Source organism: Prauserella aidingensis, from assembly GCF_024171865.1.
In the GTDB taxonomy this organism is placed as follows: Bacteria; Actinomycetota; Actinomycetes; order Mycobacteriales; family Pseudonocardiaceae; genus Prauserella; species Prauserella aidingensis.
Map to the genome: position 1 here is coordinate 315,655 of NZ_JAMTCN010000003.1, position 25,594 is coordinate 341,248.

Here is a 25,594-nt window from a genome sequence, read left to right on the forward strand (position 1 = left end):
CGTATCGGCCCGCGCACCACCGAGCCCGTAGTACGCCCCACGAGTCGAGAAAGGGAGCCGTCGGCGTGAACGAACCACCGCGGAACCCGTCTCGGGGGCAAGGCCCGCAGCGGCCGTGGCAGCGCGGCGCGGACGGCCCACCCGGCGGCCCTCAGGGACCGCGTGGCCCGCAGCGGCCCACGAACAACCCGCCGCGGCCACCCGAACCGGGGCCGCCCGTGGGCGGGGGCAGGCCGGACCAGCCCCCGCGCAGGCCGGGACCGCCCCCGGGAGCCCGGGCCGGCGAACCCGGCGGGCCGCGGCGTACGCCTCCCGCAGGCGGACAGCGCCCTCCGGCGGCGTCCGCGGGCAACGGACCGCGCAAGCCACCACCACCGGGCAAGGGCGACCGGCCACGCGGCGGTAGTCCCGTCCCGCCGAAGCGGCGGTCGTCACTGCTGGCGCCGAAGGTCGCGCTGGCGATCGTGTCGGTGCTGGTCATGTCGCTCACCGGCTATGCGTGGGCCGCCATGCAGGGCCTGGTCAACGGCCTGACGATGGCCGACGTGATCGACGAGGGGGCGAAGCCCGCCGACGGGGCGCGCGACATCCTGCTGGTCGGGATGGACAGCCGCACCGACGCGCAGGGCAACCCGCTGCCCGAGAAGATGCTGGCCAAGCTCAACGCCGGTGTCGCCGACGGCGAGCTGAACACCGACACGCTGATCTTCGTGCGCATCCCGAACGACGGCAGCAAGGCGACCGCGATCTCGCTGCCGCGGGACTCGTACGTCGACATCCCCGGCTACGGCAAACACAAGATCAACTCGGCGTACGCGCGGGCGAAGGCCGACGCGCGCAGGCAGTTGCAGGCCGAAGGCGTCACCGACGAGGCTGATCTGGAGGTCCGGAGCAACCAGGCGGGCGCCAAGAAGCTCATCGAGACGGTCGAGGGCGTCACCGGCGCGTCGATCGACAACTACGCCTCGATCAACCTGCTGGGCTTCCACGACATCACCAAGGCCATCGGCGGCGTCGAGGTGTGCCTCAACGAGCCCGTCGACGATCCGTACTCGGGTGCGAAGTTCGACGCGGGCAAGCAGACGATCTCCGGCCACCAGGCACTGGCGTTCGTCCGGCAGCGGCACGGTCTGCTGCGCGGCGATCTCGACCGCGTCGTGCGGCAGCAGGTCTTCATGGCAGGCCTGGCCAGGAAGGTCGTGTCCGCGGGCACCCTCGCCGACCCCGCCAAGCTCAACAACCTCATCGACTCGATCCAGAAGTCGGTCGTCGTGAACAAGGGCTGGGACCTGCTCGGGTTCGCCCAGCAGTTGCAGGGCCTGTCGGCGGGCAACATCGAGTTCACCACGATTCCGGTCGCCAACCCGGAGTTCGACACCCCGAGCGACGGCCAGGCCGTGCAGGTCGATCCGGCGGAGGTGCAGTCGTACGTGCGCGAGCTGGCCGGCCTGAAGGATCCGAAGGAGTCGTCGAAACCCGCTCCCGCGCCGTCGGAGATCACGGTCGACGTCCTGAACGGCTCGAGCATCACCGGGCTCGCCGGGAGCGTGTCGGAGACGCTGACGGCCGCCGGATTCGGCCAGGGCGAGGTGGGCAACACCGACCCCCGCACCACGACGGTCGTGCAGGCGGCCGAGGGTGAGCGCGCGACGGGAGAGAAGGTCGCCGGCAAGCTCGGCGACGTGTCGGTCGAGACGAGCTCCTCGGTGCCGTCGGGCCAGGTCCAGGTACTGCTCGGGCCGGACTACGAGGCCCCGGCCGAGTCGGGCGGCGGTGCGGCACCGGGCGGTGCCCCCGAGGGACTGCGCGCACAGGCGCAGGGCCCGCCCGCCCCGCAGCAGCAACAGCCGTCGGGCGACGAGCCGATCAGCGCCGACGGCGTCACCTGCGTCAACTGACACCCGGTCCGCGGGTCGCGGTTCGCTGTCGCAACCTGCTGTCGCAGCCGGCCGGTGTCGGCGCTGTGACCCCGTCGAACGTCGCCGCGTCCACAGGTGAGACCTATTCACACAGGGTGAGCCCATTCGGGGCAATAATATCACCCACATAGACTAAGTTGACAAGAAGGGCGAATCTTTTTCGCACAGTCGCGTCAGCACGACGCCCCAGCGCACTTTCATTCGGGTGAAGGACGCAGAGCCGGGCCATCCGGCAGATGATGCGGGCAGGGGACGAGGAGTGCTGATCGACGCGGACGCTTTCCAGCGCGTCCTGGGGGAAGAACTGCGCAAGCTCAGAAAGCAGCGCGGTTGGACAAGGAAAGAGTTGAACGAGCGGCTGCAGAGCGACATCTCGCTGCAGACACTCGCCACCTACGAACTGGGCACCAGGCACTGTTCGGTGGTTCGACTGGTGGAGCTGTGCACGGCTTTGGGGGAACCGCCCCAAGACCTGCTCGGGCGGGTACACCGGCGGGTCTTCGGCGACGATCCGGGACAGATCAGGGTGAACCTCGCGAGCGTCGTCGCCGACGACAGTCCGGGGCTGTCACCGCTGCGGCGGTGGGCCGAGGACCGGCTGCGGCGGTCGAGTTCACCGGAGATCCAGCTCGACCACTCGGCCCTGGAGCGCATGGCCGAGCTGTGCCGGATGCCCACGACGCAGCTGCTGGCCAAACTCGCCGAGCTCTCGCCGGGTCCGGGTGCGGCCACGGGGGACGCCCACCGGCACGGCTGACCACACGACCCTCCGGCCCGCCGACACGACGACGGCCGGGTGACGGCTGCTCCCGTCACCCGGCCGGTCCGCGTCGTCGGCTCACCGCCGCGGCGTCACGCCGCCGGAGGCGTCACTTCGTCACTTGGTCAGCGTGTAGTCGCTCGGGTCGAGCTTGCGGGTCTGCATCCAGTACCGCCACGTGAAGCCGGGCCAGACGGTGCGGTTGACACCCTGGGCGTCGAGGTACCAGCTGGTGCAGCCGCCGCGGCTCCAGATGCCGCCTTCGAGTTTGCGCTGGATGTCGGTGTTGAACTTGTCCTGCACCTCGGGCCGCACCTCGATCGCCTCGGCGTCCTTGCGCTCGGTGTACTCGATGGCCTCGGCGATGTAGCGGATCTGCTGCTCGATCATGAACACGACCGAGTTGTGTCCCAGGCCGGTGTTCGGCCCCAGCAGGAAGAACAGGTTCGGGAAGCCCGCGACGGTGATGCCCTTGTGCGTCTGCATCCCCTCGGTCGCCCACAGTTTGCCCAGGTCCTGCCCCCCGAGCCCGACGATGTTCAGGTGGTCGAACGCGTCGGTCACGTGGAAGCCGGTGCCGTAGATGATGACGTCGGCCTCGTGTTCGACGCCCGCCGAGTCGATGACGCTGTTCTCGGTCACCTCGGCGACGCCGTCGGTCACCACGTCCACGTTGTCGCGCTGAAGCGCCGGGTAGTAGTCGTTGGAGATGAGCACGCGCTTGCAGCCCATCACGTAATCGGGCGTGACCTTCTCCCGCAGTTCGGGATCGCGGACCTGCTTCTTGACGTGCCGCTCGGCGACCTTCTGAGCAAGCTTCATGATCCTCGGGTCACCGTTGAACCCGATGGCGCGCATCTCGAGCATCCAGTAGATGGCGCTGCGGTAGAGCCGCTGGACACCGGGGACCCGTGCGAAGAGCTTGCGGCCCCAGCCGGGCATCCGACGGTCGGGCTTCGGCATGATCCACGGCGGTGTGCGCTGGAAGAGCGTCAGCCTGTCGACCTCCTTGGCGATCTGCGGCACGAACTGCACCGCACTCGCTCCCGTGCCGACGACCGCGACCTTCTTGTCGCGCAGGTCGACGTCGTGGTCCCACTGCGCGGAGTGGAACGCGGGCCCCTGGAACCTCTCGGCGCCGCGCAGTTCCGGGATCTGGGGGATGTGCAGCGCGCCGACGCCCGCGACCAGGTGTTTGCCGACGAACTCGTCGCCGCGGGCGGTGCTCACGTGCCAGCGTCGGGTCTCCTCGTCCCACCGGGCGCCGGTCAGCTCCTGCCCGAAGTGGATCGAGCGGTAGAGGTCGTACTTCCTGGCGGTGGCGCGCAGGTAGTCGTGGATCTCCGGCTGCCGGGAGAACGCCCGCGACCAGTCGGGGTTCTGCTCGAACGAGAACGAGTACATGTGCGACTGGATGTCACAGGCGCAACCGGGATAGGTGTTGTCGCGCCAGGTGCCGCCCACCTCGTCGGCCTTCTCGATGACGACGAAGTCCTCGCGCCCCTCCTGGCGGAGCTTGATCGCCATCCCCATGCCGGAGAACCCGGTCCCGACGATGATGACGCCCGCCTCGATGCGGTTGCCCATGCGTGCCTCCAGCCGCTGTCTGCTCCCGTTGCCTGTTACCGCGAGTCCACCTTACTCGAAGTAGGTTACTTCCGGTAGCCTAGGGTGTGTGAGTTCTACGGCGAAAGCCCCCGACACCACCGGTGGCGGAGCGGAATCGGCACGGGCGAAACCGCGTAAGCGCATGCCGCGTGCACAGCGCGAGCGGCAGATGATCCAGGTCGCCGAGGCCGTGTTCGCCGAACGCGGCTACACCGCGGCGTCGATGGACGAGATCGCCGAACGCGTCGGCGTGTCGAAGCCGATGCTCTACGAGTACTTCAACTCGAAGGAGGGGCTGCTCCTCGCGTGCATTCGCGAGGCGCGTGCGGAGCTGCGGCGCGTCACCGCGCAGGCCGTCGCCAACTCGCCCACCGGCGAGGAGGCGCTCCGGCAGGGCCTGCTCGCGTTCTTCGGTTTCATCCGCGATCGCAGGCAGGCGTGGTCACTCGTGCGCCACGAAGCGAGCCTGGTCGGCACGGCCGCCGAGGAGCTCGAGACGACCCGGCAGCAGCAGACCGACCTGATCGCCACACTGATGGGTGATTTCACCGACCCCGAGACGGCACGGATGGCCGAGGAATCGGGCCTGCTCCAAGCGGCCGCGGAATTCGTCGTCGGCGGCTGCGAGCGACTGGCGATCTGGTCCGAGCAACGCAGCGACCTCACGCCGGAGATCGTGGCCGAGTACGCCGTCAACCTGCTGTGGGGCGGCCTCGCGCACATCGCTGATCGCTGATGGAAATTCACAGCCCCCACGCGCACAGTGGCGCTCCGTGACCACAGCGGGCCGACCGCTGAGACCGTTCTCACCCTGCGTAATTCCCGACACCGACTCGTATTGCTGTGGGCACCTGTTCGTAACACAATCCCGAGACGGCGCCGGGTTGCCACACGATCGTGTGTTCAATGGATTGGCGTCATAGGACGGCGGCGGGAGCGTCCTGCAGAGTGAGACCTGCCGTTGGGAGAGGGGTGAGGACAGTGGCGCAGCCGATCACTGCGGTCTACGTGCGCGACGAGGAGGACTACACGGTCACCGTGGCCGGCGAGGGCCAGGAGCTGACCGACAAGGCTCCGGGCATCATCGCCGCACGCGACCGTGCCGATCAGCTCATCGAGAAGATCGCACCCAGGGATGGGAGCGACGAGGATCCGACCGTGGTGCACCTGCTCAACGGCAGTGCGTTCGAGTTCACCTCGACGTACATGACGGCGCGGCTCTCGCGTACCGAGGCCGAGCAGGACGAGTCCGCGGACGGTGACGAGACCGGTGACGCCACGGCCGAGGGGGCGGCCGAGGCGGCGGAGTCCGGAGAGGTCGCCGAAGCCGAGGCGGCGGACGCCGACGCGGAGGAGTCCGAGACCGTCGCGTCCGAGGACGTCGCGGAAACGGATGCCGAGGAGGACGTGGTCGGCGAGGGGGACGCGGCCGAGACGGCTGCCACCGCTGACGAGGCGCCGGACGCGGAGGAATCCGCCGAGGTGACGGCCGAGACGGCCGACGCCGACGAGGGCACGGCCACCCAGGGCACCGCGCCCGGCAGTGGGGTGCCGCGCAAGGAGATCACCAAGAGCCCGGAGGTCACGGGGTCTGCGACCGCCGACGACGAGTCGGACGGCAAGACCTACGCGGCTGCCGCAGGCACGTCCGCGACGAGCTGACCGGCGCGAGCTCCCCTCGCCCGGTTCGCTCCCGCGCCGAACCCGCACCACGCCGACGGTCGCGCTCCCGATGCGCGGCCGCCGGCGTGGTGTGTGTCAGCGGACCAGTTTGCGCACCAGCAGCGCCGCGATCAGCGCGCCGGCGCCGATCAGCGGGAACTTCACCTTCGGCTCCTCGAGCTTGGCCTGGACGCTCGTCTTGGCGTTGTCGGCGAGCCGCTGCGGGTTGGCCTTCACCGCGAGCTGGTCGATCGTGCCGGCCAGGGCAGTCCGAGAGCGCTCGATCTCGCGTTCGATGGCGTCCGGGTTGCGAGCCACGTGTCCTCCTCGCTGAATGCATGCATTGCGCGCAGAGTGTCACGGTAGATCACGATGGGCCTCCTGGGCGCACAGGCCACGCCGAAACCGCACGGAACCGTCACCGCTAAGCTGATCCCCCGTCGGGTCCGTAGCCCAATCGGCAGAGGCACTAGGTTTAGGTCCTAGCCAGTGTGGGTTCGAGTCCCACCGGGCCCACCGACCGCATGACCTGCGATGACGCGCGACCGCCGAGGCGGGACCGGTCACCCTGAAGAAGGGTGGGACGCGACTCGCGTAAGGATGGCGCGGGCCGCGTCTCCCTCGGCGGCAGCCGCCCACAGCATGTCGGCGATGCGTCGGTAGAGGTCGACGTCGTCGGGCACGCTGGTGGAGGCGTCGCTGTGGAGTGTTTCGACGAGTACGTAGTCGTCGAGGATCCAGAACCCGTGCAGCAGTGGCACCGGCAGGGTCGCGCCGAGCGGAATGATCCGCAGGTGCACGTTGGCGAGCCCGTCGAGTGCGCGCAGCCGGTCGAGTTGGGCCGCCATGACGGACGCGTCTCCGACCGGGGTGCGCAGTGCGGACTCGGTGGTGAGGAGTTCGATGGTGCGCGAGGAGTCGTAGAGCACGTGTTGCCGCTGCATACGGGCCTGCACGGCCTGATCGGTGTCGCGCGGGGTGTCGCGCAGGTCGGCCAGTGAGGTGAACACGGCACGGGCGTAGTCTGCGGTCTGGACCAGGCCGGGTACGAGTGCGAGGTCGACGGTGCGGATGCGCGTCGCGTGTTGTTCGCGTGCGGCCATGTCCTCTTGCAGCGCGCGATGACCACTGGCTGCGCGGCGGGACCAGCGGGCCTCTTCGGCGCGGATGGCGCGTAGCTCGTCGCGCAGCCGCTCGGCCTCGGCCGTGGGCGCGTCGGCGGCGGTGAGCCAGGTCGCAAGGTCGTCATCGGTGACGCGTTGCTTGCCGGACAGGATGCGCGAGACTTTGCTGGCCTGCCAGCCGACGGCGGCGGCGAGTTGCCGACCGGACAGGCCGGCGCGGCGCATCAGCACTGCCAGTTCGTCGGCGAGCGCGATGCGTCGTTGGTCGAGGTCTGTCACCGGGCGATGTACTCCTGATGCGGGATGGCGTATGGCCAGATCACATCACGCCAGCGGCGATGCTGTTGCAGGACGTCCTCGTCGCGGCACAGTCGCACGCCGCCGAGCTGCCCGTCATCGGCGAAGACGAGCTGGGCGACCAGGACGTTGTCGATGACGTAGTAGTCGTAGTCCGGCATGTCCAGCTCGCGGGCCGTCGCCGCCTCGACCCACCGGATGTCCTCGCCGGCCTGGTCGACGTTCATGTAGCTCACGTCGAGCTGACAACGCAGGTACTCGGTCAGCGGATCGGTGAGTACACGCACCCGCTGGAACGGGATGCCGCGGGCCCGGAGCCGCTGGACGTAGTCGATCCACGACCGGTCAGCCTCGGGATCGCGTCCGAGCCCGGCACGCCACCGCGCGAGTAGCTCGCCGTCGATGGCGGAATAGTCGCCCTGGGCTTCCCATCGCCACGACGAGGCCGTGATGCCGTCGAGCAGTTCGGGTAGCGCGTCCGGCCCGCGCTCGGTCCAGCTCACCCGCGCGCCTCCGGGAAGTACTGCACGAGGCCGGCGGGAATCTCGACGACGGTCTCGTGTTCGGGCAGTCCGCGGGCGCGCAGTGTTGCGAGCGCGTCGGGGTCGGTGACCTTCTCGCCCTGGACGACGTAAGTGCCGCGGTCCGTGGCATAGACGTTGGGGCACGAACCCTTGTCCGAGGTGGTGCCGAGGAACGTCAACTCCATGATGTGCCAGCTCCCATCGCTCTGAACGACAACGATCGCATCGTCTCGTCAATATTCGCACCACAACACCGGTGATCGGGTGACGGACACAGCAACACGTGCGCAATTGACCGGTGTCAGTGACGACGTGACGACGGGCCCGTTCGAGCGAACCGACGTATGTTGCTTGAGTGATGCGATTATTTGAAGCATGATGCCAACAAAGGCATTTTGACGGGAGTGCGCCATGGGTTGGATCAGCGGGGCATGTGAGTCGCCCTACGCCGTCGTCCGCGCAGACGGCACACCGACGGACGACGAGCGCGACGACTCCGACGAGGGCTGCGACGGGGGCGACGAGTGATCGCCCGGGATCGTGAGCTGCTCGCTCGTCTCGGGCAGGTGAATGCCGGCCTGGGGCGGGCCGTCGTCGCGCTGATGTCCGCGCAGGACGGCGGCGAGTTGCCCGCCGACGGCGTGCGGGAGCTGGCCGAGCTACTCGGCGGCATGTCCGCCGAGCTGTACCAGCGCGCCGCCGAACTCGAAGGCCGCCGCGCGCCGGCGCGTGTGGTGATCGACGCGCACTGATCTCGTCTGCCCGGTCGGTGACACCCGCGCTCCCGGCCGGGCAAGCGCACCAGGACCGTCGGGGCGATGTGCCAGGCTGCGCGCCGCTGGGGGTGGTCGGATGTCGGTCGAGCAGCTCGCCGAGGCCATCGGCCGCGTCCTCGACCAGATCGCGTCCGCGCGCGCCGCGCTCGCCCACGCCTCGCACAGCACCGTCGAAGTGCGTGACATGTACGCCTACTGCCTCGGGGGCGCCCACGACCCGGACGCAGCCCAGGCACCCGGCGCCGCCGCGGAGGCTGCCGAGCAGGCCGACCAGCAACACGGCCGCCTCGCCCACATCGAGCAGACGATGCGCGGCTACCTCGACCAGCTCGGCGCCACCGTCGCCCCGCCAGCGGCGCGCGGGTCGGCAGCGCCGACGCCCGCGCGGCAGGACGACGCGCCGCGGGCCACCACCACGCCCGGCGACCGCGTCGCGCGGGAACGGGCCGAGCTGCCGCCACGTGTCGGCACGAATGACCGCGTGCAGCAGAAGCCCCACGGCCGGTGGTGGACATCCAGCAGCGACGAGGTGGGCGCCATGGTCAGCGGGCGCGACGACACCTCGCAACGGGTGCAGGACCGCCTCGACGAGCTCGGCATCCCGCGTCGCCCGGTCGCACGTGCCTCCGACGTCGAGATGAAACTCGCTGCGCACATGGCCGACCGTGGCATCACCGACGCGACCGTGGTCATCAATCACCGTCCATGCGTCGGCCTGCTCGGTTGTGACACGCTAGTGCCGATCCTGCTGCCGTCCGGTTCGAAACTCACCGTGCACGGCGTCGAAAGCGACGGCACGCCGTTCGCCAAGACCTACGAAGGGGGCGCGAAACCGTGGTGGCACTGAAAGCCTGGTACGAGCACGACGGGCCGACGACGGTCGAAACGGCCGCCGACCTCGACGCCGTACTCGACACCCTCGCCGGGTGGCGGGGCCGCAACATGGTGCAGCTCGTCGACGCCGCCGACCCGCTGCGCTCCGGGTTCCTCGACCTCGGCATCGACGCCGTCCGCGGCGTCGGCGTCGCCTGCTACAGCGGCAGCCGCACGGCCTACTGGACCACGAACGGCGGCACGTCCGTCGCCGACGAGCCGCCGCTGTACTACTACATGGGCAGCGACACCGAGTTCCCCGTCGACGCCGAGATCGCACTCGAAGACGTGCGCAAGGCGGCCCACGAGTTCATGGCGAACGGCACCCGGCCGGTCTCCGTGCAGTGGGCGGAAGACCAGTCCGCCCATGGATGAGCCCGATAGGTTCGATCCACCGACCAGGACGCGCGGGCAGCGCGCGGGGACGGCATGACCACAGCCATCGAGGAACAGCCGGTCTACGACGTGAGCACCATCGACGACCCCGACGCGCTCGTGCTCATGATGCGCCGACTGAACGACGAGCTGACCCCGGACCGTGCGGGCGGGGTGGTGTGGAACCTGCTGCCCAACGCCGAGTCGGCTGCCGGTCTGGTCGCCGGCGTCAACGGCGCCGTGGGGTGCCTGACGTGGGAGGCCGAGGACGGCACCGAGTTCGTGCCGGCCGGCGGGTCGAACGACGGCGAGGTCGACTACTTCACCTGGGACGGCCACCACTTCGTGCAGCCACCCCGCGCCGAGGTACCGACCGACACGGTGTTCGACGCGGTCCGCGAGCTCGTCACCACCGGCCGGCGGCCCACCTGCGTGCAGTGGACCGAGGCACAGCCGTGAGCGCTGAGCGCGGCAGCTGTCTTCGGAGATCCGCACCGCGCAGACCTGAGACCATGACGACGACCGCCCGTCTCCGCTGAGCCGTCCCGTCTCCCCTGAGCCGCTGTGGCGCCGAGCCACCCGGCAGGGTCGACGTTCGGACGGATTTCCCCATGGAACCGGTGCGGACCTCCGTGCGTCGGTACCATCGACGTCGCTTCGCTGCGGGACACGTGCGCAGGCGGGTACCGAGCCACGGCCCGCGCGGTGGACCAGCGGATGCGTCGGCAGGGCGCGGACGCCACCACGGGAGGGGATCACGGATGAGCCGTCAGTTCGACCCGGAGCAGATCGCCGAGCTGGCCACCAAGATCGGCAAGCTGAAGGACGACTTCAACAAGGCGAGCACCGATCTGGGCGACGGCGATCCTGGCGGCGCGTACGGCCATCTGAAGAACGCGTCGACCGCGGGCGAGACGATGCGGCACTTCTACAGCGGCATGAACTCCGAGCTGAGCGCCGCGGCGAACCTCGTCGACGCCGCGTCGCGCGCGTTGGCGGAGGCCGCGGAACGCATGCGCGGCGACGAGGACGCGGGCGTGCAGACCTTCGGGGGCGCCGACCCCGAGCGGGCTTGATCGGACCGAGGACGGGAACCAGGGGAGCCAGGCGATGACCACCGCAGAACCACAGTCGGACAGACTCGACGACCCGTCACTCGACCGTCCGAAGTCGATGGACGCGATCGACAACCACGCCCAGCAGGCTCAGCAGCTCGACGCGTCGGCCGTGAACGCCCAGGCCACGAAGGTCGGCGGCGCCTCGACCAGTTCCAACGAACTCGGCAACGAGCTCAAGATCTTCCGGGACGACGTGCTCCGCGGCTGGGACGGCAAGGACGCCGACGCCGTCGCCGACCACATCGACAAGCTCAGCCAGGCCAGCTACAAGGTCGGCGACAAGACCGAAGCGGCCAGGAACGCACTCCAGCGCGTCTCCGAGATCCTGGAGAACGTCAAGAAGAAGGTCGCCCAGCTCGCGGAGGAAGCCAACACCAAGGACGCGGAGAACCGCAGACTGATCGGCGCCGCGCGGCAGCGGAAGAACAGCTCCGACGACGAGAACGAGATCGCGGCCGCCGCGTCCGACATCGAACGACTCCGACAGCTCAACGAGAAGGACGCCAGCGGCAAGAAGGACGAGATCGAACGGGCGCTCGACAACGCCGAACAGCAGATCGACGAGCTCCTCAAGCCTCTCGGCATCGAGATCGGCGGCGGTTTCGTCGACATGGTGCCCGCCGGGTCCAGCTCGACCTCGGCGTCGAGCGCGAGTCCCGCACCTGTCTCGATGAGCGGCGGCAACGCCCCGGCCGTCGGCGGAGGCGGCGCCCCTGTCGGCGGCGGGGACTCCGGTGGTGGCGGAGCCGTCGCCGCGGTGCAGGGCGACGGACGACCCGCCAAGCCGATCGACGCACGCGGTGACAACCCGGCCAAGATCGCCGAGCAGTTCCTCGGCCGGAACGCGGGTGACCTCAAGATGTCCGGCGAACTGCCCGCGATGGAGTCGTGGGTGCCGAACAACGTCAACTGCGCGAACTTCGTGTCCGGCACCCTCGAAGCGGCGGGCCTGATCGACAAGAGCCAGGCCAGCGCCTCGGTCGACCAACTGTCGGCCAACCTCAAGGCGGACGGCTGGCAGTCGGTCCCGCTGTCCGAGGCGAAACCCGGCGACGTCGTGGTCTCGAACGGCGGCGGCCACGTCGTGCTCTACGCAGGCGACGGCCAGTTCATCGGTTCGAACAACATCAACCCCGACGGTTCGCAGCAGATCAGCATGGGCGGAGGCAGCGGCCTCGTCGAGGTGCTCACCCCGCCCACCTGATCGCCCTACGACGGCAGGAGCCCCGCCTCCGGTTCCGATCCGGGCCCGGAGGCGGGGCTCCTGTGGCTGCGGCTCGTGTCGCGACGGGTGCGGCGGTGCCGGGTCAGAACCCGAACAGCGCGCGCGGGACGTCGTGCCTGTCCGCCCAGGGAAGCCAGGCGATGTCGGTCGGGCCGATGGCGTACTCGACCACCCGCCACGACCGGGCGTCGGCGTCGGTGACCGCGGCGTCGGTCTTCTCGAGCAACGCGACGTAGACGTCGGACATCACGCCGTCGGCACGGCGGGTCTCGAAGACGGTGTCGGTGTAGTTCGCCGGTCCGCCACCTGCACTGCGCATCGTGCCCTGGAGGAACACCCGGGGCCCGACGCGGTTGAGCCGCTCCACCTCGACGTCGAGGCGGTCCCCGACGGCGTTGCGCAGCGGCGCCGTGGCTGCCTGGAGCACCGCGCCCCGGAGGGGGTCACCGGGGCCGATCGACTGCGGCGCGGACTGCGTGGACGGGGTGTCCATCGAGCTACCTCCCGAAACGGGGCGACGGTTCGGCGATGACGACGACCGCTCCCCGGCGAGCGACGTGGGATCGGCGCCGGACCGCACCGGCCCGGCGCCGGTGATGTTACCGCGTCGGGCGGTCGCGGACCCGCGATATCGCACAACCCCGGGCCTCGGGTCGGCACGCCGCACCGGAGGGACACTCAACCGGCGACACACCCTCGAAAGTCAAGCTCACTTGACACTCTATGTAAAGCTTGTTTGACTGCGAAACATGAAAAGCGAGCGTGACCTGCCCCGCCCGAAGGCACCCGTGTCGGCCTACGTACTGATGCTCGTGACCGGGCTGACCCTCGCCGCCGCGGTCGGCCTCGTCGCGGCCACCGTCCGGGAGGGCGGCGACGATCGGCTGCTGGCCTTCGCCGTCTTCGCGGGCACGACCGCGGGACCGTGGCTGTCGGTGACCTGGTTCGTGTTCGTCGCACGGCACACGGTGCGGCCGGACCCGCACCGGGCCGACAACGCCGAAAGCCGATGGATGACCGAGGCGACCAGCAGCACCTTTCACGACCTCGTCATCGCGTGCGGAGTCACGTTGTTCCTCGTCTCGATCAGCGGCATCGAGATCGGTGCCACGGCGATCCTCGTCGGCATTCTCCTTGTCGCGGCGATCGATACCGCCGTGCGGTACCGACTCCTCAAGCGCCGGGCCGCGTGATGGACAACGTCGTCGCAGCGCTGCGCACCGAACACCACTGGTCGCAAGCGCACCTGGCCGAGCTGCTGGGCGTCTCCCGGCAGACCGTGGTGTCGATCGAGAAGGGCCGGTTCGACCCGAGTCTGCCCCTCGCCTTCCGCATCGCACGCACCTTCGAACGTCCCATCGAAGAGATCTTCACGCCCGCCGACACGGTGTGACCCGCGTCGGCGGGCGTGGACCGCTCCGGCCGGGACCCGGTGCACGTGGCGGCGCGGCTGCGCGTCAGGGTGCGGGTCTGGTCGTCCTCGCCACCACGGCCACGGCCGCGACGACCAGTCCGCAGCCGAGGAGCTGCAGCGACGACGGGGTCTCGTTCAGGAACACCATCCCCAGCACGACCGCCGCGACCGGTTGGATCAGCAGCAACGTCGCGCCGAGCACGCCGGACAGTCTGCGGATCGCCGAGCCGACCAGCAGCCAGCCGAGGATCTGCCCCGTCACGGCGAGCACGGCGATCCACCCGAAGGACGGCAGCGACGGCGTGAGGTCGAGTGTGCCGGTCGCCAGTCCCGCGGCCATGGCGACGAGCGCACCGACACCGTTGACGGTTGTCAGCATCGTGACCTGCGAACCGGGCTGATCGGTGCGGCGCAGCACCAGCAGGTAACCGGTGTAGGCGACACCCGCGAGCAGTCCCATCACGGTTCCGTAGACGGGAGCGTCGCCGAAGGCGTGCGCATCGGCGACCCCTCCGGCCAGTGCCACCCCGCCGAGCGCCAGGGGCACGGTGGCCCAGAACACGGTGCGCACGCTTTCGCGGAACAACACCAGGCACGCCAACGGAACGAGCACGACCTGCACGTTGACCACGACCGTCGCGACACCCGCACCGACGCCGGTGATCGCCTCGGACCACAGCACCATGTCGAGGCCGAGGAACACCCCGGCGAGCGCGTGCCGCCGGTGGAACCGCCACCGCGCCCCGCCCCGCAGGCCCAGCGCCAGCAACAGGGGCACGGCAAGCAGGCAGCGGTAGAACGTCACGGTCGCGCTGGAGGCGTCGGCCAGCGCGACGAACAACGCCGTCGTGCCGATCGTCAGCGCACCGGCGACGGCGACGAGCCGCGGGTCGAGTCGGTCCAGCAGGCCCTGCGGCGACGGTGCGCCAGCGGGTGCCGCGGTCCCCGCCGGGTCGGGAGCGGCGGTCGGGTCGGGAGCGGACGTGCCTGCGGCGGACGGCCGGACGGCGGGAGCGGCGGTATCGGTCACGGCATCCATCAGACCCGCACACCGGCGCGGGCACCAGCGAGGAAAACTGACGAATACCCGTCACGAACCGTCATCAGAGGTCGCCGTCACAGGCGGCGGAGTGCGGAAAAATGCGTATCGTCGCTTACGTGTTCCGCATCGAACGCCTCCAGGCTCTGCACGCCGTCGACCGGCACGGCTCGCTCGCCGCCGCGGCCGAGGTGCTGCACCTGACGCCGTCCGCGGTCTCCCAGCAACTGTCCAAACTGGAACGTGACGCGGGCGTCCGGCTGCTCGTGCCCCACGGCCGCACCGTGAAACTCACCCCGGCAGGAAAGGTGCTCGCCGAGTCCGCGGAGGCCGCGCTCGACGAGCTGGCACGGGCCCGCACCCGCATCGACGCCCTCTCCGGCAGCATCACCGGACCGGTGCGCGTCGGCACTGTGCCGACGGGCGTCTACGTGTTCGTCACCGAAGCGCTCACCGCGCTCGTGGCCGACCATCCCGCCGTCGAACCCGCCGTCGTGGAGGCCGAACCGGAGAAGAGCCTGCCGATGCTCGTCAACGGACAACTCGACATCGCGGTCGTCGAAAGCTGGGACAACATGCCGGTCACCCGCCCGCCGCACACCACCTGGCGCGCCCTGCGCGACGACACCGCCCGCGTCATGCTGCCCGCAGGAGACCCCCGCGCGGCGGCGGACGTCATCGGTGCGTCCGACGTCGCCAGGGACAGCTGGGTGTCGTGGACGGCGGGGTCCCGCGCCCACGCGTGGCTGCAGCACACCCTGCGCGAACGCGGGGTCGAACCGGACGTGCGCCACTACGTCACCGGATACGCCACGCAGTTCTCGCTCGTCGCCCGGCTGGGCGCGACCGCGCTCATGCCGGCGATGTCGCTGGCCGTCGCGGGCGGCTACGACGTCCGCGCACTGCGACTCGAGGACCCGGCGCCGCACCGCACGCTGTACGCCGTCACGGCCGACCCCCATCCACGGCCCGCCGTCGGCGCGTGCCTCGACGCACTCGCCGATGCGGCCCACCTCGACCACGCGAACCCCTGACACGGCCACACACCTCGCACGACGTGAAACCGGCCCGCTCCGCGAGCGCGCTCCTCCGCCTCCCACCTCGTGACCATCCGCTGGACATTCATTGTCATCATTGGCATGATCTCACATCGGATTCGAGACCGGGACCACCGGAGCCGAGGTCGAGGAGGCCCCCGCGTGACCGCACCGACCACCGCAGATCCGGCCGGCGCCGAGGCCGCACGCACGACACTGCACCGCTACGCCCGCGCCGTCGACACCCGCGACGAGGCAGCACTCGCTGCGGTGTTCACCGAGAACGTCGCCTTCGAACGCGTCGACGGGCTTCGTGAGGGCCGCGACACCGTGCTGGCCTTCTACCGCACCGTGTTCGACGGACCGACGACGTGGAGCAAACACATGGTCACCAACGTGTTGGTGGGACCGCACCGGGACGGCCTGGCCGTCAGCGCGTACTTCCAGGCCGTCTCCCGCACCGCCGACGACGCCATCGCCGTGTTCGGCGAGTACGACGACCTGCTCGTGCCCGACGGCGACGGCCTGCGCATCGCGCGCAAGCGCATCGACGTACAGCAGACCTTCGGCCTGAATCCACGCCACGGTTGAACACGCCCCGGCGGTACGCGGCCGTGACGACGCAGCACTGGCCACGTCGCGACGAATGCGCGAGACTGCCGCCATGGTGGACGAAACGGACCTGGCGCACCTGCGGCGGTGCGTCGAACTCGCGGCACAGGCGCTGGAATCCGGTGACGAGCCGTTCGGTTCGGTGCTCGTCACGGCCGACGGTGCGAGGGTCTTCGAGGACCACAATCACGTCGCGGGCGGCGACCACACGCAACACCCGGAACTGGCCATCGCACGCTGGGCCGCCGAGCACCTCACAGCCGAACAGCGCGCCGCCGCGACGGTCTACACCTCCGGCGAACACTGCCCGATGTGCGCCGCCGCGCACGGCTGGGCCGGACTGGGCCGCATCGTGTACGCCTCGTCGTCGCAACAACTGACCGCGTGGCTCACCGAGCTGGACGTCCCGCCGTCGCGGGTGCAGCCGCTACCGATCGGCGAGATCGTCCCCGACGCCCGGGTCGACGGCCCCGTTCCGGAACTGGCCGAACAGGTCCGGGCACTGCACGTCCGCCGCCACGGCGACAGCTGACCACGCGTCCCACGGACGTCCCCGCACCGGACGGCACGTCCGTCACGGTGTCTCACTCCGCCGAGCCGCCGTGGCCGGGTTCTGCGACGTTCCCGCTCACTGCGGTGTCCTCGCGGAGCGCCTGCAGGGTCTCGAGTTCCCGCTCGATGTCGCGACGCTTGTCCTCGAGCCTCGCGACCTCGTCGGCGAGGAGGCGTTCCATCACACCGGTGCGCTCCTCCGGCGGCGCCTGCAGGCACGGCAACAGGTGATAGACGGTGCCGCTGCACAAGCCGGCCGCGAACAGGTGCTGGATCAGCACGACGCGCTCGACCATCGACTCGTCGAAGTCCCGCCATCCACCTGCGGTCCGCCGCGCTTCGATCAGTCCCTGCTGCTCGTAGTAGCGCAGCGAACGCGTGCTGACCCCGGCCGACTCCGCCAGCTCACCGATACGCATGACGCCTCCCGCACACGACGTTCCGACGCCAGTCTTGCACTTCACACCGGTGTCAACTTCCACGCTCGGGTCAGCCATCGGCACCGCGGTGGCAGACCCGACCCGGAGGTTCACCATGACCGTCCGCGTGCACATCTGGTCCGACTACGTCTGCCCGTTCTGCCTCATCGTCGACGAACTGGTGGCACGTGTCGCCGCGGGCAGACCCGACGTCGAGATCGCGCACCACGCACACGAACTGCGGCCCTACCCGGCACGAACGCTGCGCCCGGAGGACACGTACCTGCCCCGTGTCTGGCAGAGCACCGTGCTGCCCATGGCGCGGAGGCTCGACGTGCCGATGCGGCTGCCGACCGTCTCACCACAGCCGTACACCGAACTCGCGTTCCGTGGCTTCCGGTACGCCGCCGACCGAGGCGCCGGAGCCGCGTATCACCGGCGGATGCTGACCGCGTTCTTCCGCGACGACCTCGACATCGGGGACCGCGACGTGCTGACCCGGCTGGCAGCCGACGTGGGACTCGATCCGGCGGACTACGCGGCGGCGCTGGACGACCCCGAGTACGCCCGGCGCCACCGGGAAGCGCTCGCCGACGCCGCACGCCGAGACATCACCGTCGTCCCGACCCTGGTCGTCGGCGACCGGCGTCTCGAAGGAGTCGTCACCGAGTCGGCGCTCCGCGGCGCACTCGACGAGGCGGCGACATGAGCGCCGATCCGGCCGTACTGCACTCCGCCATGGCACGCGCGGTCGAGTTCGGCCTGCGGCACGTCGAGTCGGGCGGGTTGCCGTTCGTGGGTGTGCTCGTCGCCGGCGACGGCCGCGTCTCGGCTCCGGGCGTCAACCGTGTCCGGGAGACCGCGGACCCCACCGCGCACGCGGAGATCGTCGCGATCCGCCGCGCGCTGGACGATCCCGGCGGTCCGCCCGTCCCCGGCGCGACGCTGCTCGCGACCGGTGAACCGTGCGTTCTCTGCTACGACGTGGCGGCCGAACACGGCGTCGGCGAGGTGCGCTACGCGGTGTCGGCCGAGACCGCGGCCGCGTGGGGCTTCGACTACCGCTCGTGCGCCGCCGCGCGCCCGGCCCTGGAGGCGACAGCCCGGGCGCTGCCCGTCGACGGTGCGCTGAGGCCGTTCGCCCGCTACCGCGCGCTCCACGGAACCCGCTGAGACGTCGAGCCCAACGATTTCACACCGCGTCCGCCGCACCGCGTCCGCCGCACCGCGTCCGCCGCACCCCGGCCGAGCCTCGCCGAGCCGCCCGGCCGAGCCGACGGGCCGGCGCTCGTTCTGCATCCGTACCGAACACCACCGACAGAAGGAATCATCGTGCACTGGCTGTTTCTCGCCGTCGCCGTCGTTTTCGAGGTCGCCGTCGCCCTCTCCGCGAGCCGCGCGCAGGGGTTCACCCGGCCCGGCTGGACGGTCGCCACGCTGCTCAGCGGTGGCATCGCCACCTACTTCCTGAGCCTGGCGCTGCTCACGTTCGACGTCGGCGTCGGCTACGCCGTCTGGACCTCCGCCGCGGGAGTCGGCATCGTCGTCCTCGGGTCTGTCCTGTTCGGACAGTCATGGAACGTCCGCAAGCTGCTGGGCATCGCCGTCGTCATCGTGGGCGTCGCCGGACTCCAGCTCAGCGGCGCCGCCTGACGACGCGGCGCCGCGACCGCCACCCCGCTCCCGGCCGCCTCACGGCGGCCCCGACCACCTCACGGGAAAGGAACCGACATGCCGGCGAACGACCACCCCGACACGGCGAGCCCGCACGCGACGGGCCCTGCCACCACCGACTCCGCCGAGGCCGACTCCGCCGCGGCCACCGCGACACCCGACCGGCGCGGCCGGGCCTGGCTCGTCCTTCTGCTCGCGGGCGCGTTCGAGGTCGGCTACGCACTCGCCGTCGGCGGCAGCGAAGGATTCACCGTGGCGTCCTGGTCGGCCGTCGCGGTCGTGTTCTTCCTGTTGACCCTGTTCGCCCTCAGCGTCGCGCTGCGCACCATCGACGTCGGCGTCGGCTACGCCGTGTGGGCGGGCACCGGCGCCGTGGGTGCGGCGGCGCTGGGGCCGGTCTTCTTCGACGAGACCCTCACCCTCGCGAAGGCCTGCTGGCTGGCCGTGATCATCACCGGTCTCGTCTGGCTCAAACTCGCCGACAGACCCTCGGAGCCGGACACGGCGAGCCGCCCCTGACAGGGTCCCTCGACGCCCGCTCCGGTCGCGGCGGACGCAGGACTCAGAACGGCAGTACGTGGCGGTGCGGGTGCGCTTCGAGTGCCTCGCGATCCCACCCGGCGTTGTCGGCCGCCGCCTCGTAGGTCGTCTGCAGGAACTCCAGCACCGCCTCGTCCGGGTCCGCGGCGGACCGTGCGGCGTCGTACGGCAGCAGGTACTCGCCCATACCCGCGGAGTAGGCCGCGACCTGCGGCCGCACCGGGTGGGTCGCGAAACCGTCGGGTTCCGGGTAGGCGTACGCGTAGAAGCTGCCCTCCGCACTGCCGCCCGGCCAGAACCCGCAGCTGTACAGCTCGTGCGAGTACCCCTCGACCATGACCCAGTCGGCACAGTTGGGCGCGCCACCGGGGTGCTGCGGGGCGGCCCTGCCGGAGAATCGTGTGCAGGCCAGGTCCATGGCACCCCAGAAGAAGTGGACCGGGCTGCTCTTGCCGTAGAACCGGGACCGGAATTCGTTCATGACCCGGTCGGCCGCGCGCAGCTGCCGCCAGAACAGCCGGGCGTGCTCCGGGTCGTAGGCCGCGTGTTCGTGATCGCGTTCGAACGGGATCGCATGTTCGACCTCCACGGGCGTCGCCATGATCGACACGCCGAGGTCCAGGTCGGCCAACGCGTCCATGACCTGGCGGTAGAACACCGCGACCGGCTTCGGTTCGAGCCGCACCTCCCTGGTCCCGCCCCGGCTGGAACGGATCCGCAGGACCTCCGCCACCAGATCGAACTCCATGTCGAACACGTCGTCGCCGTGCGGCATCGACGACGTCGTCAACCCGCGCGCCGACACGTAGAACGGAACCTGCCACCAGTGGTTCAGCATCGGGGCGCGGGCCATGCGGACCTTGCCCACGATCTGCAACCACATGTGCAACGTCTCCCGCGTGCGCGTCCAGTCGTCGACAGCCAGCGACGGCCAGGCCTCGCTCCGGGCCGACGTGCGCGGCGCCGAGGGTGCGTTCATCGGTTCCTCCAGGTCCGCCGGTGCGATGCGCGAACGTCTCGCGCACCGGCCGGGTACCACGCGAACGCGATTCGAACGCCCACGGCGGTGCCCGCACTCACGCGGGTGGGAGTACCGTCACGGCGACCGTCGTCCACCGGACCGGAGGTGATCTTCCCGTGCGGAACCCGCTCAGCTGGCCGGGACGGCTCGCCGACTGGTTCGAACTGCGCGGCGTCTACGTGCCCGGTGAGGACAACCGCGTGGTCGACCCGTGGCGCGATTGGGGCTGGCTGATCGTCGCGTGGCTCGTGACGGTCGCCGTGTTCATCCTGCTGTTCGCATTCGCCCTCTGACCGACGTCGCCGTCGCGTCCGCATGGGGGCGTCGGGCCGCGGGTCCGCGCCGTCGCCGCGAGCGAACTGCCCCGTTCAGCGGTACCCAACCGTGTGACACGTGACATCCGCGGATCACGAGCAGGACACAGCCCAGAACCAGGAACGCCTCAACCTCGCGCTGCGGGTGGCACCACCGCGCCGGCGCACGCACAGTGGTCCGGGGCGTCGACCGGCGCCCGGTGCGGACCCGCGGCCCGACGAGGCCTCGGCGGCATCCGTACCGACGACGAGCCCACGGTGCACCGCACCGCCGGGCGGAACAGGAGCCACTGCGGTGCGAATGGGCAGTTCGGCGCTGGCCGTCTGCGCGCTCCTGACACTCAGCGGCTGCGGCGGTGTCGATACCGCCACGCCGGCGGGTGGCGCAGCCGTGCCCCCCGGCACCACCAGCCGGGTGCCGACATCCGCCACGCCCGCGCAGGAGACCCCCACCCGGCCTGCGGTGCTGTTCGGCGGCGACTACCGGTTCGGCTCCGGACTGGTCGTCACCGTGTCCGAGCCGAAGACCTTCACCCCCAGCGAGTCGGCGTTCCCCGACGCCGACCGCGCCGCGGCGTTCATGCTCACGGTGCGCAACGAGACCGACAAGCCGTACCGCCTCTCCCAGCTGTCCGTGCGCGCCGGCACCCCCGACGAACGCGCCCCGCAGGTCGTCGACCCCACACAGGGCTACACGGGCATCGTCGAGGCCGACCACGACCTTCCCACGGGCGACGAGATCAAGTTGCAGTACGCCTTCGCCGTCCCCGCCCGGCGCACGCCCGTCGAACTCACCGTGTGCCCCGAGATGTCCGGCCGGGTCGAGGCCGTCTACCACGGCCGGGTGTGACACTCCGGTCACCGCGCGCCCGCGCCGGATACCCTGCGAGCATGACCGAGCTGACGCGACTGGAACCCGGCGATAAGGCACCCGACTTCACCCTGCCCGACAGCGAGGGACGCGAGGTGTCCCTCGCGGATTTCCGCGGCGGTCCCGTCGTCGTGTACTTCTACCCGCGCGCGAGCACCCCGGGCTGCACCACGCAGGCGTGCGACTTCCGCGACAACCTGGCGCTGCTCGGCGAGTCCGGCTACCAGGTGCTGGGCATCTCGCCGGACAAGCAGGCCAAGCTCGCCACCTTCGCCGAGAACGAGGGGCTGACGTTCCCACTCCTGTCGGACCCCGACAAGACCGTACTCAGCGCCTACGGCGCGTTCGGCGAGAAGAAGAACTACGGCAAGATCGTGCAGGGCGTCATCCGGTCGACGTTCGTGCTCGACGGCGACGGCGTGATCGTGAAGGCGATGTACAACGTCCGCGCCACCGGCCACGTCGCGCGGCTACTCAAGGAACTGAAACTCGACGGCTGAGCTCCGGGCGGCTGGGGTCCGGACGCCTGAGGTCCGGGCGGCTGGGTTCCGACGACCGGGCTCCGGACGGCTGGGGTCCGGGCGGCAGAGTTCCGGGCGGCCGCCCGCCTGGACGGATCACCGCCTGCACCCGGCCGGTCGCGGCGTTCCGGTGCCCCGCGGTCGAGGCCGCAACGCACCGGAACGCCGTACGACTCAGTCGCCTTCGACGTACTCCTGCAGATGCGGCAGCAGCGAGCGCAGGGCCTTGCCCCGGTGCGACGCCGCGTCCTTCTCCGTGGGTGTGAGCTCGCCCGACGTCCGCGTCTCACCGTCGGGCACGAAGATCGGATCGTAGCCGAACCCGTTGCTGCCGCGCGGTTCCCGGATGATCGTCCCGCGCCATTCGCCGCGGACGACGATCTCCTTGCCGTCGGGCACGACGAACGCGGCCGCGGACACGAATCCCGCTCCCCTGCGCTCGTCCGGCACGTCCTGCAGCTGGCCGAGCACGAGCCGCAGGTTCGCCTCGTCGTCACCGTGCCTGCCGGACCACCGGGCGGAGAGCACGCCGGGCATGCCGCCCAGCGCGTCGATGCTCAGCCCCGAATCGTCGGCGATCGCGGGCAACCCGGTCGCCTTCGCGGCGTCGTACGCCTTGGCGACCGCGTTCTCCTCGAACGTCGCACCGGTCTCGGGAGCCTCCGGGAAATCCTCCACATCGGACAGTCCGAGTACCCGGACGTCGCCGAGGCCGCGTTTGACGACGATGCGTCGAAGCTCGTCGAGCTTGCCCGTGTTCCGCGTGGCGAGCAGGAGCCTCGTCGTCACTTGGAACCCTTCGACTTCTTGCCCGCGGGAGCGGGTTCGGGCAGCGTGCCGGGATACGGCTCGGCGAGCGCCTCGGACTGTTTCCGTGCGAGCTCGGCACATCCGGCCTGCGCCAGGTCAAGCATCTTGTCCAACGTGGACCGAGTGAAGGTGGCGCCCTCGCCCGTGCCCTGAACCTCGATGAGGGTGCCCGTGTCCGTGGCCACGACGTTCATGTCGACCTCGGCGCGCGAGTCCTCCTCGTAGGGCAGGTCCAGCCGGACCCTGCCGTCGACGACGCCGACGCTGATCGCCGACACCGTCGCCGACAGCGGCTTCGGGTCGGCGAGCTTGCCCGCGGCGTCGAGCCACGTGATGGCGTCGGCCAGCGCGATGTAGGCGCCGGTGATCGCCGCCGTGCGCGTGCCGCCGTCGGCCTGGATGACGTCGCAGTCGAGCTGGATCGTGTTCTCGCCGAGCGCGGCCAGGTCGATGCACGAGCGCAGCGAGCGGCCGATGAGCCTGCTGATCTCGTGGGTCCGGCCGCCGATCTTGCCCTTGACGGATTCACGGCTGCTGCGGTCGTGCGTCGCGGACGGCAGCATCGCGTACTCGGCCGTGACCCAGCCGAGCCCGGAGCCCACCCGCCAGCGCGGCACACCCTCGGTGACGCTCGCCGCACACAGCACCTTCGTGTCGCCGAACTCGATCAGCACCGACCCCGCGGGCCACTGCTGGAAACCGCGCGTGATCCGTACGTCGCGAAGCTGGTCGTCGTTTCTGCCGTCTTTTCGCACCACGGGGCCGACCCTACAACCCGGCCCACCCTCGGTGTCGCCCCGACGGGCGGCCGCGGCGGAGAACCCGCAGACGTCAGATGTCGTACGCCTCGCCCTGAGCCACCACGGCGACCTCGCCGCCGAACGCCGACCGCGCCTCCGCCAGCACCGCGGCGGCGTCCGTCCACGGCGCGATGTGCGTAAGCAGCAGTCTGCCGACCCCGGCGCGCGCGGCCAGCTCACCGGCCTGCGTGCCGGACAGGTGCACCCCGGCGGGCCGGTCGGGAGCGTCGGTCCACGACGCCTCCGCCAGCAGCACGTCGGCCCCACCGGCGAGCGCGTCGAGCTCGTCGCACGGCCCGGTGTCACCGGTGTAGGCGAGCGTGCGCCCGCCGTGGGACAACCGCACCCCGAACGCGGGCGTCGGATGGGCCATCGGCACGGTCACGACGTCGATCGGGCCCAGGCTGCGCGTTCCGCCGTCCAGGGAGTGGAAGTCGTAGACGTCGGACAGGTCCGCGCCGCTGCGTTCGTCCTCGTCGGCGGCGAACGCGTTGGCCAGCCGCGCGGGAGCCTGTGCGGGCGCGTGCACCGGGAGGCGCCGCCGCGCCGGGTCGTACGGCGGCGCGGGGTGGTAGCGGCGCAGCACGGTCAGCGCGCTCATGTCGGCGCAGTGATCCGGATGCAGGTGCGACAGGACGAGTGCGTCCAGGTCGAACGGATCCCGCAGGGCCTGCAGCTGTGCCAGCGTGCCGTTGCCCAGTTCGAGCCCGAGTACGAAACCGTCGGCCTCGACGACGTAGCCGGATGCCGCGCTGTTCGGCCCGGGGATGCTGCCCGAGCAACCGAGGATCGAGAGTCGCACGGGTCGTACCTTGCCACAGGCCGATCGCCCGCCGCCTGTACTACGTGGCGGTGAGCACGCCGCACGTGGCGGTCGGCACGGACCCGCCCCACCCGGCCGCGATGCGGACGCGGGCTCAGCCGACCGGCAGCGCGGGGCCGAACCCCATGAAGCGGCCCGCGAGCCGGGTGAACCGCTCCTGGTCGCCGGTGGCGTGGAAGACGTGGCGGGGCTCGTCGTCCGGCTCGGCCAACATGTCGCGTTCGGTGAGCACCCGCACCACGTCCTTGGCCGTCTCCTCGGCGCTGGACACGAGCGTCACGTCCGGGCCCACCGCCAACTGCAGCACGCCCGTCAGCAACGGATAGTGCGTGCAGCCCAGGATCACCGTGTCGACCCCGTCGCGGGCGAGCGGTTCGACATACCCCTGCGCCAGTCCGAGCACCTGCCGCCCCGACGTCACGCCCCGCTCGACGAAGTCGACGAACCGCGGGCAGGCGACACTGGTCAGCCGCACGTCGTGGGCGGCGGCGAACGCGTCGTCGTAGGCACGCGAACGGACGGTGCCCTCGGTGCCGATCATGCCGACGCGGCCGTTGCGGGTCGTGGCGACCGCGCGCCGCACCGCGGGCAGCACCACCTCGACGACCGGGATGTCGTAGCGCTCGCGGGCGTCCCGCAGGCACGCGGACGACGCCGTGTTGCAGGCGATGACCAGCGCCTTGACCCCGTCCTCGACGAGCCCGTCGAGCGCCCGCAACGCGAGTTCGCGGGCGCGGGCGATGGGCAGCGGACCGTACGGGGCGTGCGCGGTGTCCCCGACGTAGCGCAGGCTCTCGGCGGGCAGCTGGTCGGCGATGGCGCGGGCGACGGTCAGCCCGCCGACGCCGGAGTCGAAGATTCCGATCGGGGCGCTCACGTACTGCAG

General features: G+C 70.6%; 35 protein-coding genes and 1 tRNA gene. 23 read left to right on the forward strand and 13 right to left on the reverse strand.

Annotated elements, in window-relative coordinates; translation table 11 throughout:
- The first annotated feature begins 65 nt into the window (after positions 1 to 65).
- Together LY13_RS05545 and LY13_RS05550 are read left to right on the forward strand one after the other, a co-directional pair.
- Positions 66 to 1,898 (forward strand): LCP family protein, encoded by a 1,833-nt coding sequence (locus LY13_RS05545; protein WP_253827134.1) that lies wholly within the window; start codon positions 66 to 68, stop codon positions 1,896 to 1,898.
- A gap of 280 nt (positions 1,899 to 2,178) precedes the next feature.
- The gene (locus LY13_RS05550) at positions 2,179 to 2,676 is read left to right on the forward strand and encodes a helix-turn-helix domain-containing protein (RefSeq protein WP_253827264.1); all 498 of its coding nucleotides are present in this window, start codon (positions 2,179 to 2,181) and stop codon (positions 2,674 to 2,676) included.
- 120 nt (positions 2,677 to 2,796) lie between these two features.
- On the opposite strand, the gene LY13_RS05555 is transcribed toward LY13_RS05550, so the two are convergent.
- A complete protein-coding gene (locus LY13_RS05555) occupies positions 2,797 to 4,266 on the reverse strand; it encodes a flavin-containing monooxygenase (RefSeq protein ID WP_253827136.1) in 1,470 nt (489 codons plus the stop codon).
- Between the two features lie 163 nt (positions 4,267 to 4,429).
- Here LY13_RS05555 and LY13_RS05560 point away from each other — a divergent pair, with 163 nt between their 5' ends.
- Both LY13_RS05560 and LY13_RS25880 read left to right on the forward strand, forming a co-directional pair.
- On the forward strand, positions 4,430 to 5,023 hold the full coding sequence (locus LY13_RS05560) for a TetR/AcrR family transcriptional regulator (RefSeq protein WP_253827265.1): 594 nt from the start codon (positions 4,430 to 4,432) through the stop codon (positions 5,021 to 5,023).
- 245 nt (positions 5,024 to 5,268) lie between these two features.
- Entirely contained in the window at positions 5,269 to 5,949 is a 681-nt protein-coding gene (locus LY13_RS25880; RefSeq protein WP_253827137.1) for a hypothetical protein, read from the forward strand.
- Positions 5,950 to 6,045: 96 nt separating this feature from the next.
- Here the strand turns inward: LY13_RS25880 and LY13_RS05570 are convergent, their stop codons facing one another.
- Positions 6,046 to 6,267: a DUF3618 domain-containing protein gene (locus LY13_RS05570; RefSeq protein ID WP_183655199.1), complete on the reverse strand. Its 222-nt coding sequence runs from the start codon at positions 6,265 to 6,267 to the stop codon at positions 6,046 to 6,048.
- 124 nt (positions 6,268 to 6,391) lie between these two features.
- Here LY13_RS05570 and LY13_RS05575 point away from each other — a divergent pair.
- Positions 6,392 to 6,465, forward strand: a tRNA-Leu gene (locus tag LY13_RS05575).
- A gap of 47 nt (positions 6,466 to 6,512) precedes the next feature.
- Here the strand turns inward: LY13_RS05575 and LY13_RS05580 are convergent.
- Genes LY13_RS05580 through LY13_RS05590 form a run of 3 tightly spaced genes read right to left on the reverse strand, consistent with a single transcriptional unit; the run spans position 6,513 to position 8,079 of the window.
- Positions 6,513 to 7,352, reverse strand: a complete 840-nt coding sequence (locus tag LY13_RS05580; RefSeq protein WP_253827138.1) for a helix-turn-helix domain-containing protein — start codon at positions 7,350 to 7,352, stop codon at positions 6,513 to 6,515.
- Positions 7,349 to 7,873 (reverse strand): DUF6879 family protein, encoded by a 525-nt coding sequence (locus LY13_RS05585; protein WP_253827139.1) that lies wholly within the window; start codon positions 7,871 to 7,873, stop codon positions 7,349 to 7,351. The genes LY13_RS05580 and LY13_RS05585 overlap by 4 nt, the downstream gene beginning before the upstream one ends.
- Complete coding sequence (locus tag LY13_RS05590; RefSeq protein WP_253827140.1) at positions 7,870 to 8,079, reverse strand: hypothetical protein; 210 nt, start codon at positions 8,077 to 8,079, stop codon at positions 7,870 to 7,872. Before LY13_RS05590 ends, LY13_RS05585 begins: the two co-directional genes overlap by 4 nt.
- A gap of 339 nt (positions 8,080 to 8,418) precedes the next feature.
- Here LY13_RS05590 and LY13_RS05595 point away from each other — a divergent pair, with 339 nt between their 5' ends.
- The 6 genes from LY13_RS05595 to LY13_RS05620 all read left to right on the forward strand — a co-directional run bounded on the left by LY13_RS05595 (position 8,419) and on the right by LY13_RS05620 (position 12,240).
- A complete protein-coding gene (locus LY13_RS05595) occupies positions 8,419 to 8,646 on the forward strand; it encodes a hypothetical protein (RefSeq protein ID WP_253827144.1) in 228 nt (75 codons plus the stop codon).
- Positions 8,647 to 8,746: 100 nt separating this feature from the next.
- Positions 8,747 to 9,517 (forward strand): DddA-like double-stranded DNA deaminase toxin, encoded by a 771-nt coding sequence (locus LY13_RS05600; RefSeq protein WP_253827146.1) that lies wholly within the window; start codon positions 8,747 to 8,749, stop codon positions 9,515 to 9,517.
- The gene (locus tag LY13_RS05605) at positions 9,505 to 9,918 is read left to right on the forward strand and encodes an Imm1 family immunity protein (protein ID WP_253827148.1); all 414 of its coding nucleotides are present in this window, start codon (positions 9,505 to 9,507) and stop codon (positions 9,916 to 9,918) included. Before LY13_RS05600 ends, LY13_RS05605 begins: the two co-directional genes overlap by 13 nt.
- Positions 9,919 to 9,972: 54 nt before the next feature.
- Complete coding sequence (locus LY13_RS05610) at positions 9,973 to 10,377, forward strand: Imm1 family immunity protein (protein WP_253827150.1); 405 nt, start codon at positions 9,973 to 9,975, stop codon at positions 10,375 to 10,377.
- Positions 10,378 to 10,679: 302 nt separating this feature from the next.
- Positions 10,680 to 10,994 carry a hypothetical protein gene (locus LY13_RS05615; RefSeq protein ID WP_253827151.1) on the forward strand — a complete coding sequence of 105 codons (315 nt, stop codon included), beginning with the start codon at positions 10,680 to 10,682 and terminating at the stop codon, positions 10,992 to 10,994.
- Between the two features lie 34 nt (positions 10,995 to 11,028).
- The gene (locus LY13_RS05620) at positions 11,029 to 12,240 is read left to right on the forward strand and encodes a C40 family peptidase (RefSeq protein ID WP_253827152.1); all 1,212 of its coding nucleotides are present in this window, start codon (positions 11,029 to 11,031) and stop codon (positions 12,238 to 12,240) included.
- Positions 12,241 to 12,343: 103 nt separating this feature from the next.
- On the opposite strand, the gene LY13_RS05625 is transcribed toward LY13_RS05620, so the two are convergent.
- Complete coding sequence (locus LY13_RS05625; protein WP_253827153.1) at positions 12,344 to 12,754, reverse strand: hypothetical protein; 411 nt, start codon at positions 12,752 to 12,754, stop codon at positions 12,344 to 12,346.
- Positions 12,755 to 13,010: 256 nt separating this feature from the next.
- On the opposite strand from LY13_RS05625, the gene LY13_RS05630 reads away from it, so the two are divergent.
- Together LY13_RS05630 and LY13_RS05635 are read left to right on the forward strand one after the other, a co-directional pair.
- A complete protein-coding gene (locus LY13_RS05630; RefSeq protein ID WP_253827154.1) occupies positions 13,011 to 13,454 on the forward strand; it encodes a hypothetical protein in 444 nt (147 codons plus the stop codon).
- Positions 13,454 to 13,654, forward strand: a complete 201-nt coding sequence (locus LY13_RS05635) for a helix-turn-helix transcriptional regulator (protein ID WP_253827155.1) — start codon at positions 13,454 to 13,456, stop codon at positions 13,652 to 13,654. Before LY13_RS05630 ends, LY13_RS05635 begins: the two co-directional genes overlap by 1 nt.
- A 64-nt stretch (positions 13,655 to 13,718) precedes the next feature.
- On the opposite strand, the gene LY13_RS05640 is transcribed toward LY13_RS05635, so the two are convergent.
- Positions 13,719 to 14,705, reverse strand: coding sequence for a DMT family transporter (locus LY13_RS05640; RefSeq protein ID WP_253827156.1), 987 nt, complete (start codon positions 14,703 to 14,705; stop codon positions 13,719 to 13,721).
- A gap of 110 nt (positions 14,706 to 14,815) precedes the next feature.
- Here LY13_RS05640 and LY13_RS05645 point away from each other — a divergent pair, with 110 nt between their 5' ends.
- The 3 genes from LY13_RS05645 to LY13_RS05655 all read left to right on the forward strand — a co-directional run bounded on the left by LY13_RS05645 (position 14,816) and on the right by LY13_RS05655 (position 16,895).
- The gene (locus tag LY13_RS05645) at positions 14,816 to 15,748 is read left to right on the forward strand and encodes a LysR family transcriptional regulator (RefSeq protein WP_253827157.1); all 933 of its coding nucleotides are present in this window, start codon (positions 14,816 to 14,818) and stop codon (positions 15,746 to 15,748) included.
- 165 nt (positions 15,749 to 15,913) lie between these two features.
- A complete protein-coding gene (locus LY13_RS05650; RefSeq protein ID WP_253827159.1) occupies positions 15,914 to 16,342 on the forward strand; it encodes a nuclear transport factor 2 family protein in 429 nt (142 codons plus the stop codon).
- A 73-nt stretch (positions 16,343 to 16,415) separates the two neighbouring features.
- Positions 16,416 to 16,895 (forward strand): nucleoside deaminase, encoded by a 480-nt coding sequence (locus tag LY13_RS05655; RefSeq protein ID WP_253827161.1) that lies wholly within the window; start codon positions 16,416 to 16,418, stop codon positions 16,893 to 16,895.
- Positions 16,896 to 16,947: 52 nt separating this feature from the next.
- On the opposite strand, the gene LY13_RS05660 is transcribed toward LY13_RS05655, so the two are convergent.
- A complete protein-coding gene (locus LY13_RS05660) occupies positions 16,948 to 17,334 on the reverse strand; it encodes a MerR family transcriptional regulator (RefSeq protein WP_253827163.1) in 387 nt (128 codons plus the stop codon).
- Between the two features lie 115 nt (positions 17,335 to 17,449).
- On the opposite strand from LY13_RS05660, the gene LY13_RS05665 reads away from it, so the two are divergent.
- The 4 genes from LY13_RS05665 (at position 17,450) to LY13_RS05680 (ending at position 19,527) form a co-directional block, all read left to right on the forward strand.
- Positions 17,450 to 18,043: a DsbA family oxidoreductase gene (locus LY13_RS05665; protein WP_253827164.1), complete on the forward strand. Its 594-nt coding sequence runs from the start codon at positions 17,450 to 17,452 to the stop codon at positions 18,041 to 18,043.
- A complete protein-coding gene (locus LY13_RS05670) occupies positions 18,040 to 18,507 on the forward strand; it encodes a nucleoside deaminase (protein WP_253827165.1) in 468 nt (155 codons plus the stop codon). Before LY13_RS05665 ends, LY13_RS05670 begins: the two co-directional genes overlap by 4 nt.
- 159 nt (positions 18,508 to 18,666) lie before the next feature.
- A complete protein-coding gene (locus LY13_RS05675) occupies positions 18,667 to 18,987 on the forward strand; it encodes a DMT family transporter (protein ID WP_253827166.1) in 321 nt (106 codons plus the stop codon).
- A 78-nt stretch (positions 18,988 to 19,065) separates the two neighbouring features.
- Complete coding sequence (locus LY13_RS05680; RefSeq protein WP_253827167.1) at positions 19,066 to 19,527, forward strand: DMT family transporter; 462 nt, start codon at positions 19,066 to 19,068, stop codon at positions 19,525 to 19,527.
- A gap of 43 nt (positions 19,528 to 19,570) precedes the next feature.
- On the opposite strand, the gene LY13_RS05685 is transcribed toward LY13_RS05680, so the two are convergent.
- A complete protein-coding gene (locus tag LY13_RS05685; protein WP_253827169.1) occupies positions 19,571 to 20,527 on the reverse strand; it encodes a DUF5996 family protein in 957 nt (318 codons plus the stop codon).
- A 158-nt stretch (positions 20,528 to 20,685) separates the two neighbouring features.
- Between LY13_RS05685 and LY13_RS05690 the strand changes: the two genes are divergently transcribed.
- The 3 genes from LY13_RS05690 (at position 20,686) to bcp (ending at position 22,254) form a co-directional block, all read left to right on the forward strand.
- Positions 20,686 to 20,862: a hypothetical protein gene (locus LY13_RS05690; protein WP_183655237.1), complete on the forward strand. Its 177-nt coding sequence runs from the start codon at positions 20,686 to 20,688 to the stop codon at positions 20,860 to 20,862.
- 316 nt (positions 20,863 to 21,178) lie between these two features.
- Positions 21,179 to 21,733, forward strand: coding sequence for a hypothetical protein (locus LY13_RS05695; RefSeq protein ID WP_253827171.1), 555 nt, complete (start codon positions 21,179 to 21,181; stop codon positions 21,731 to 21,733).
- 41 nt (positions 21,734 to 21,774) lie between these two features.
- The gene (gene bcp / locus LY13_RS05700; protein WP_253827173.1) at positions 21,775 to 22,254 is read left to right on the forward strand and encodes a thioredoxin-dependent thiol peroxidase; all 480 of its coding nucleotides are present in this window, start codon (positions 21,775 to 21,777) and stop codon (positions 22,252 to 22,254) included.
- A 195-nt stretch (positions 22,255 to 22,449) separates the two neighbouring features.
- Here bcp and rdgB read toward each other — a convergent pair whose 3' ends face one another.
- The 4 genes from rdgB to murI all read right to left on the reverse strand — a co-directional run bounded on the left by rdgB (position 22,450) and on the right by murI (position 25,594).
- On the reverse strand, positions 22,450 to 23,064 hold the full coding sequence (gene rdgB / locus LY13_RS05705; RefSeq protein ID WP_253827175.1) for an RdgB/HAM1 family non-canonical purine NTP pyrophosphatase: 615 nt from the start codon (positions 23,062 to 23,064) through the stop codon (positions 22,450 to 22,452).
- Positions 23,061 to 23,843: a ribonuclease PH gene (gene rph, locus LY13_RS05710; RefSeq protein WP_308216275.1), complete on the reverse strand. Its 783-nt coding sequence runs from the start codon at positions 23,841 to 23,843 to the stop codon at positions 23,061 to 23,063. Before rph ends, rdgB begins: the two co-directional genes overlap by 4 nt.
- 73 nt (positions 23,844 to 23,916) lie before the next feature.
- Positions 23,917 to 24,687, reverse strand: a complete 771-nt coding sequence (locus LY13_RS05715; RefSeq protein WP_253827176.1) for an MBL fold metallo-hydrolase — start codon at positions 24,685 to 24,687, stop codon at positions 23,917 to 23,919.
- Positions 24,688 to 24,802: 115 nt separating this feature from the next.
- Positions 24,803 to 25,594 carry a glutamate racemase gene (gene murI, locus LY13_RS05720; RefSeq protein ID WP_253827267.1) on the reverse strand — a complete coding sequence of 264 codons (792 nt, stop codon included), beginning with the start codon at positions 25,592 to 25,594 and terminating at the stop codon, positions 24,803 to 24,805.

Excerpts from the sequence above, each read along its gene's own strand:
- LY13_RS05555 (WP_253827136.1), bottom strand. The coding sequence starts at position 4,266 with ATGGGCAACCGCATCGAGGCGGGCGTCATCATCGTCGGGACCGGGTTC.
- LY13_RS05560 (WP_253827265.1), top strand. The coding sequence starts at position 4,430 with ATGCCGCGTGCACAGCGCGAGCGGCAGATGATCCAGGTCGCCGAGGCC.
- LY13_RS05590 (WP_253827140.1), bottom strand. The coding sequence starts at position 8,079 with ATGGAGTTGACGTTCCTCGGCACCACCTCGGACAAGGGTTCGTGCCCC.
- LY13_RS05600 (WP_253827146.1), top strand. The coding sequence starts at position 8,747 with ATGTCGGTCGAGCAGCTCGCCGAGGCCATCGGCCGCGTCCTCGACCAG.
- LY13_RS05610 (WP_253827150.1), top strand. The coding sequence starts at position 9,973 with ATGACCACAGCCATCGAGGAACAGCCGGTCTACGACGTGAGCACCATC.
- LY13_RS05615 (WP_253827151.1), top strand. The coding sequence starts at position 10,680 with ATGAGCCGTCAGTTCGACCCGGAGCAGATCGCCGAGCTGGCCACCAAG.
- LY13_RS05620 (WP_253827152.1), top strand. The coding sequence starts at position 11,029 with ATGACCACCGCAGAACCACAGTCGGACAGACTCGACGACCCGTCACTC.
- LY13_RS05625 (WP_253827153.1), bottom strand. The coding sequence starts at position 12,754 with ATGGACACCCCGTCCACGCAGTCCGCGCCGCAGTCGATCGGCCCCGGT.
- LY13_RS05630 (WP_253827154.1), top strand. The coding sequence starts at position 13,011 with ATGAAAAGCGAGCGTGACCTGCCCCGCCCGAAGGCACCCGTGTCGGCC.
- LY13_RS05635 (WP_253827155.1), top strand. The coding sequence starts at position 13,454 with ATGGACAACGTCGTCGCAGCGCTGCGCACCGAACACCACTGGTCGCAA.
- LY13_RS05645 (WP_253827157.1), top strand. The coding sequence starts at position 14,816 with ATGCGTATCGTCGCTTACGTGTTCCGCATCGAACGCCTCCAGGCTCTG.
- LY13_RS05655 (WP_253827161.1), top strand. The coding sequence starts at position 16,416 with ATGGTGGACGAAACGGACCTGGCGCACCTGCGGCGGTGCGTCGAACTC.
- LY13_RS05660 (WP_253827163.1), bottom strand. The coding sequence starts at position 17,334 with ATGCGTATCGGTGAGCTGGCGGAGTCGGCCGGGGTCAGCACGCGTTCG.
- LY13_RS05665 (WP_253827164.1), top strand. The coding sequence starts at position 17,450 with ATGACCGTCCGCGTGCACATCTGGTCCGACTACGTCTGCCCGTTCTGC.
- LY13_RS05670 (WP_253827165.1), top strand. The coding sequence starts at position 18,040 with ATGAGCGCCGATCCGGCCGTACTGCACTCCGCCATGGCACGCGCGGTC.
- LY13_RS05680 (WP_253827167.1), top strand. The coding sequence starts at position 19,066 with ATGCCGGCGAACGACCACCCCGACACGGCGAGCCCGCACGCGACGGGC.
- LY13_RS05685 (WP_253827169.1), bottom strand. The coding sequence starts at position 20,527 with ATGAACGCACCCTCGGCGCCGCGCACGTCGGCCCGGAGCGAGGCCTGG.
- bcp (WP_253827173.1), top strand. The coding sequence starts at position 21,775 with ATGACCGAGCTGACGCGACTGGAACCCGGCGATAAGGCACCCGACTTC.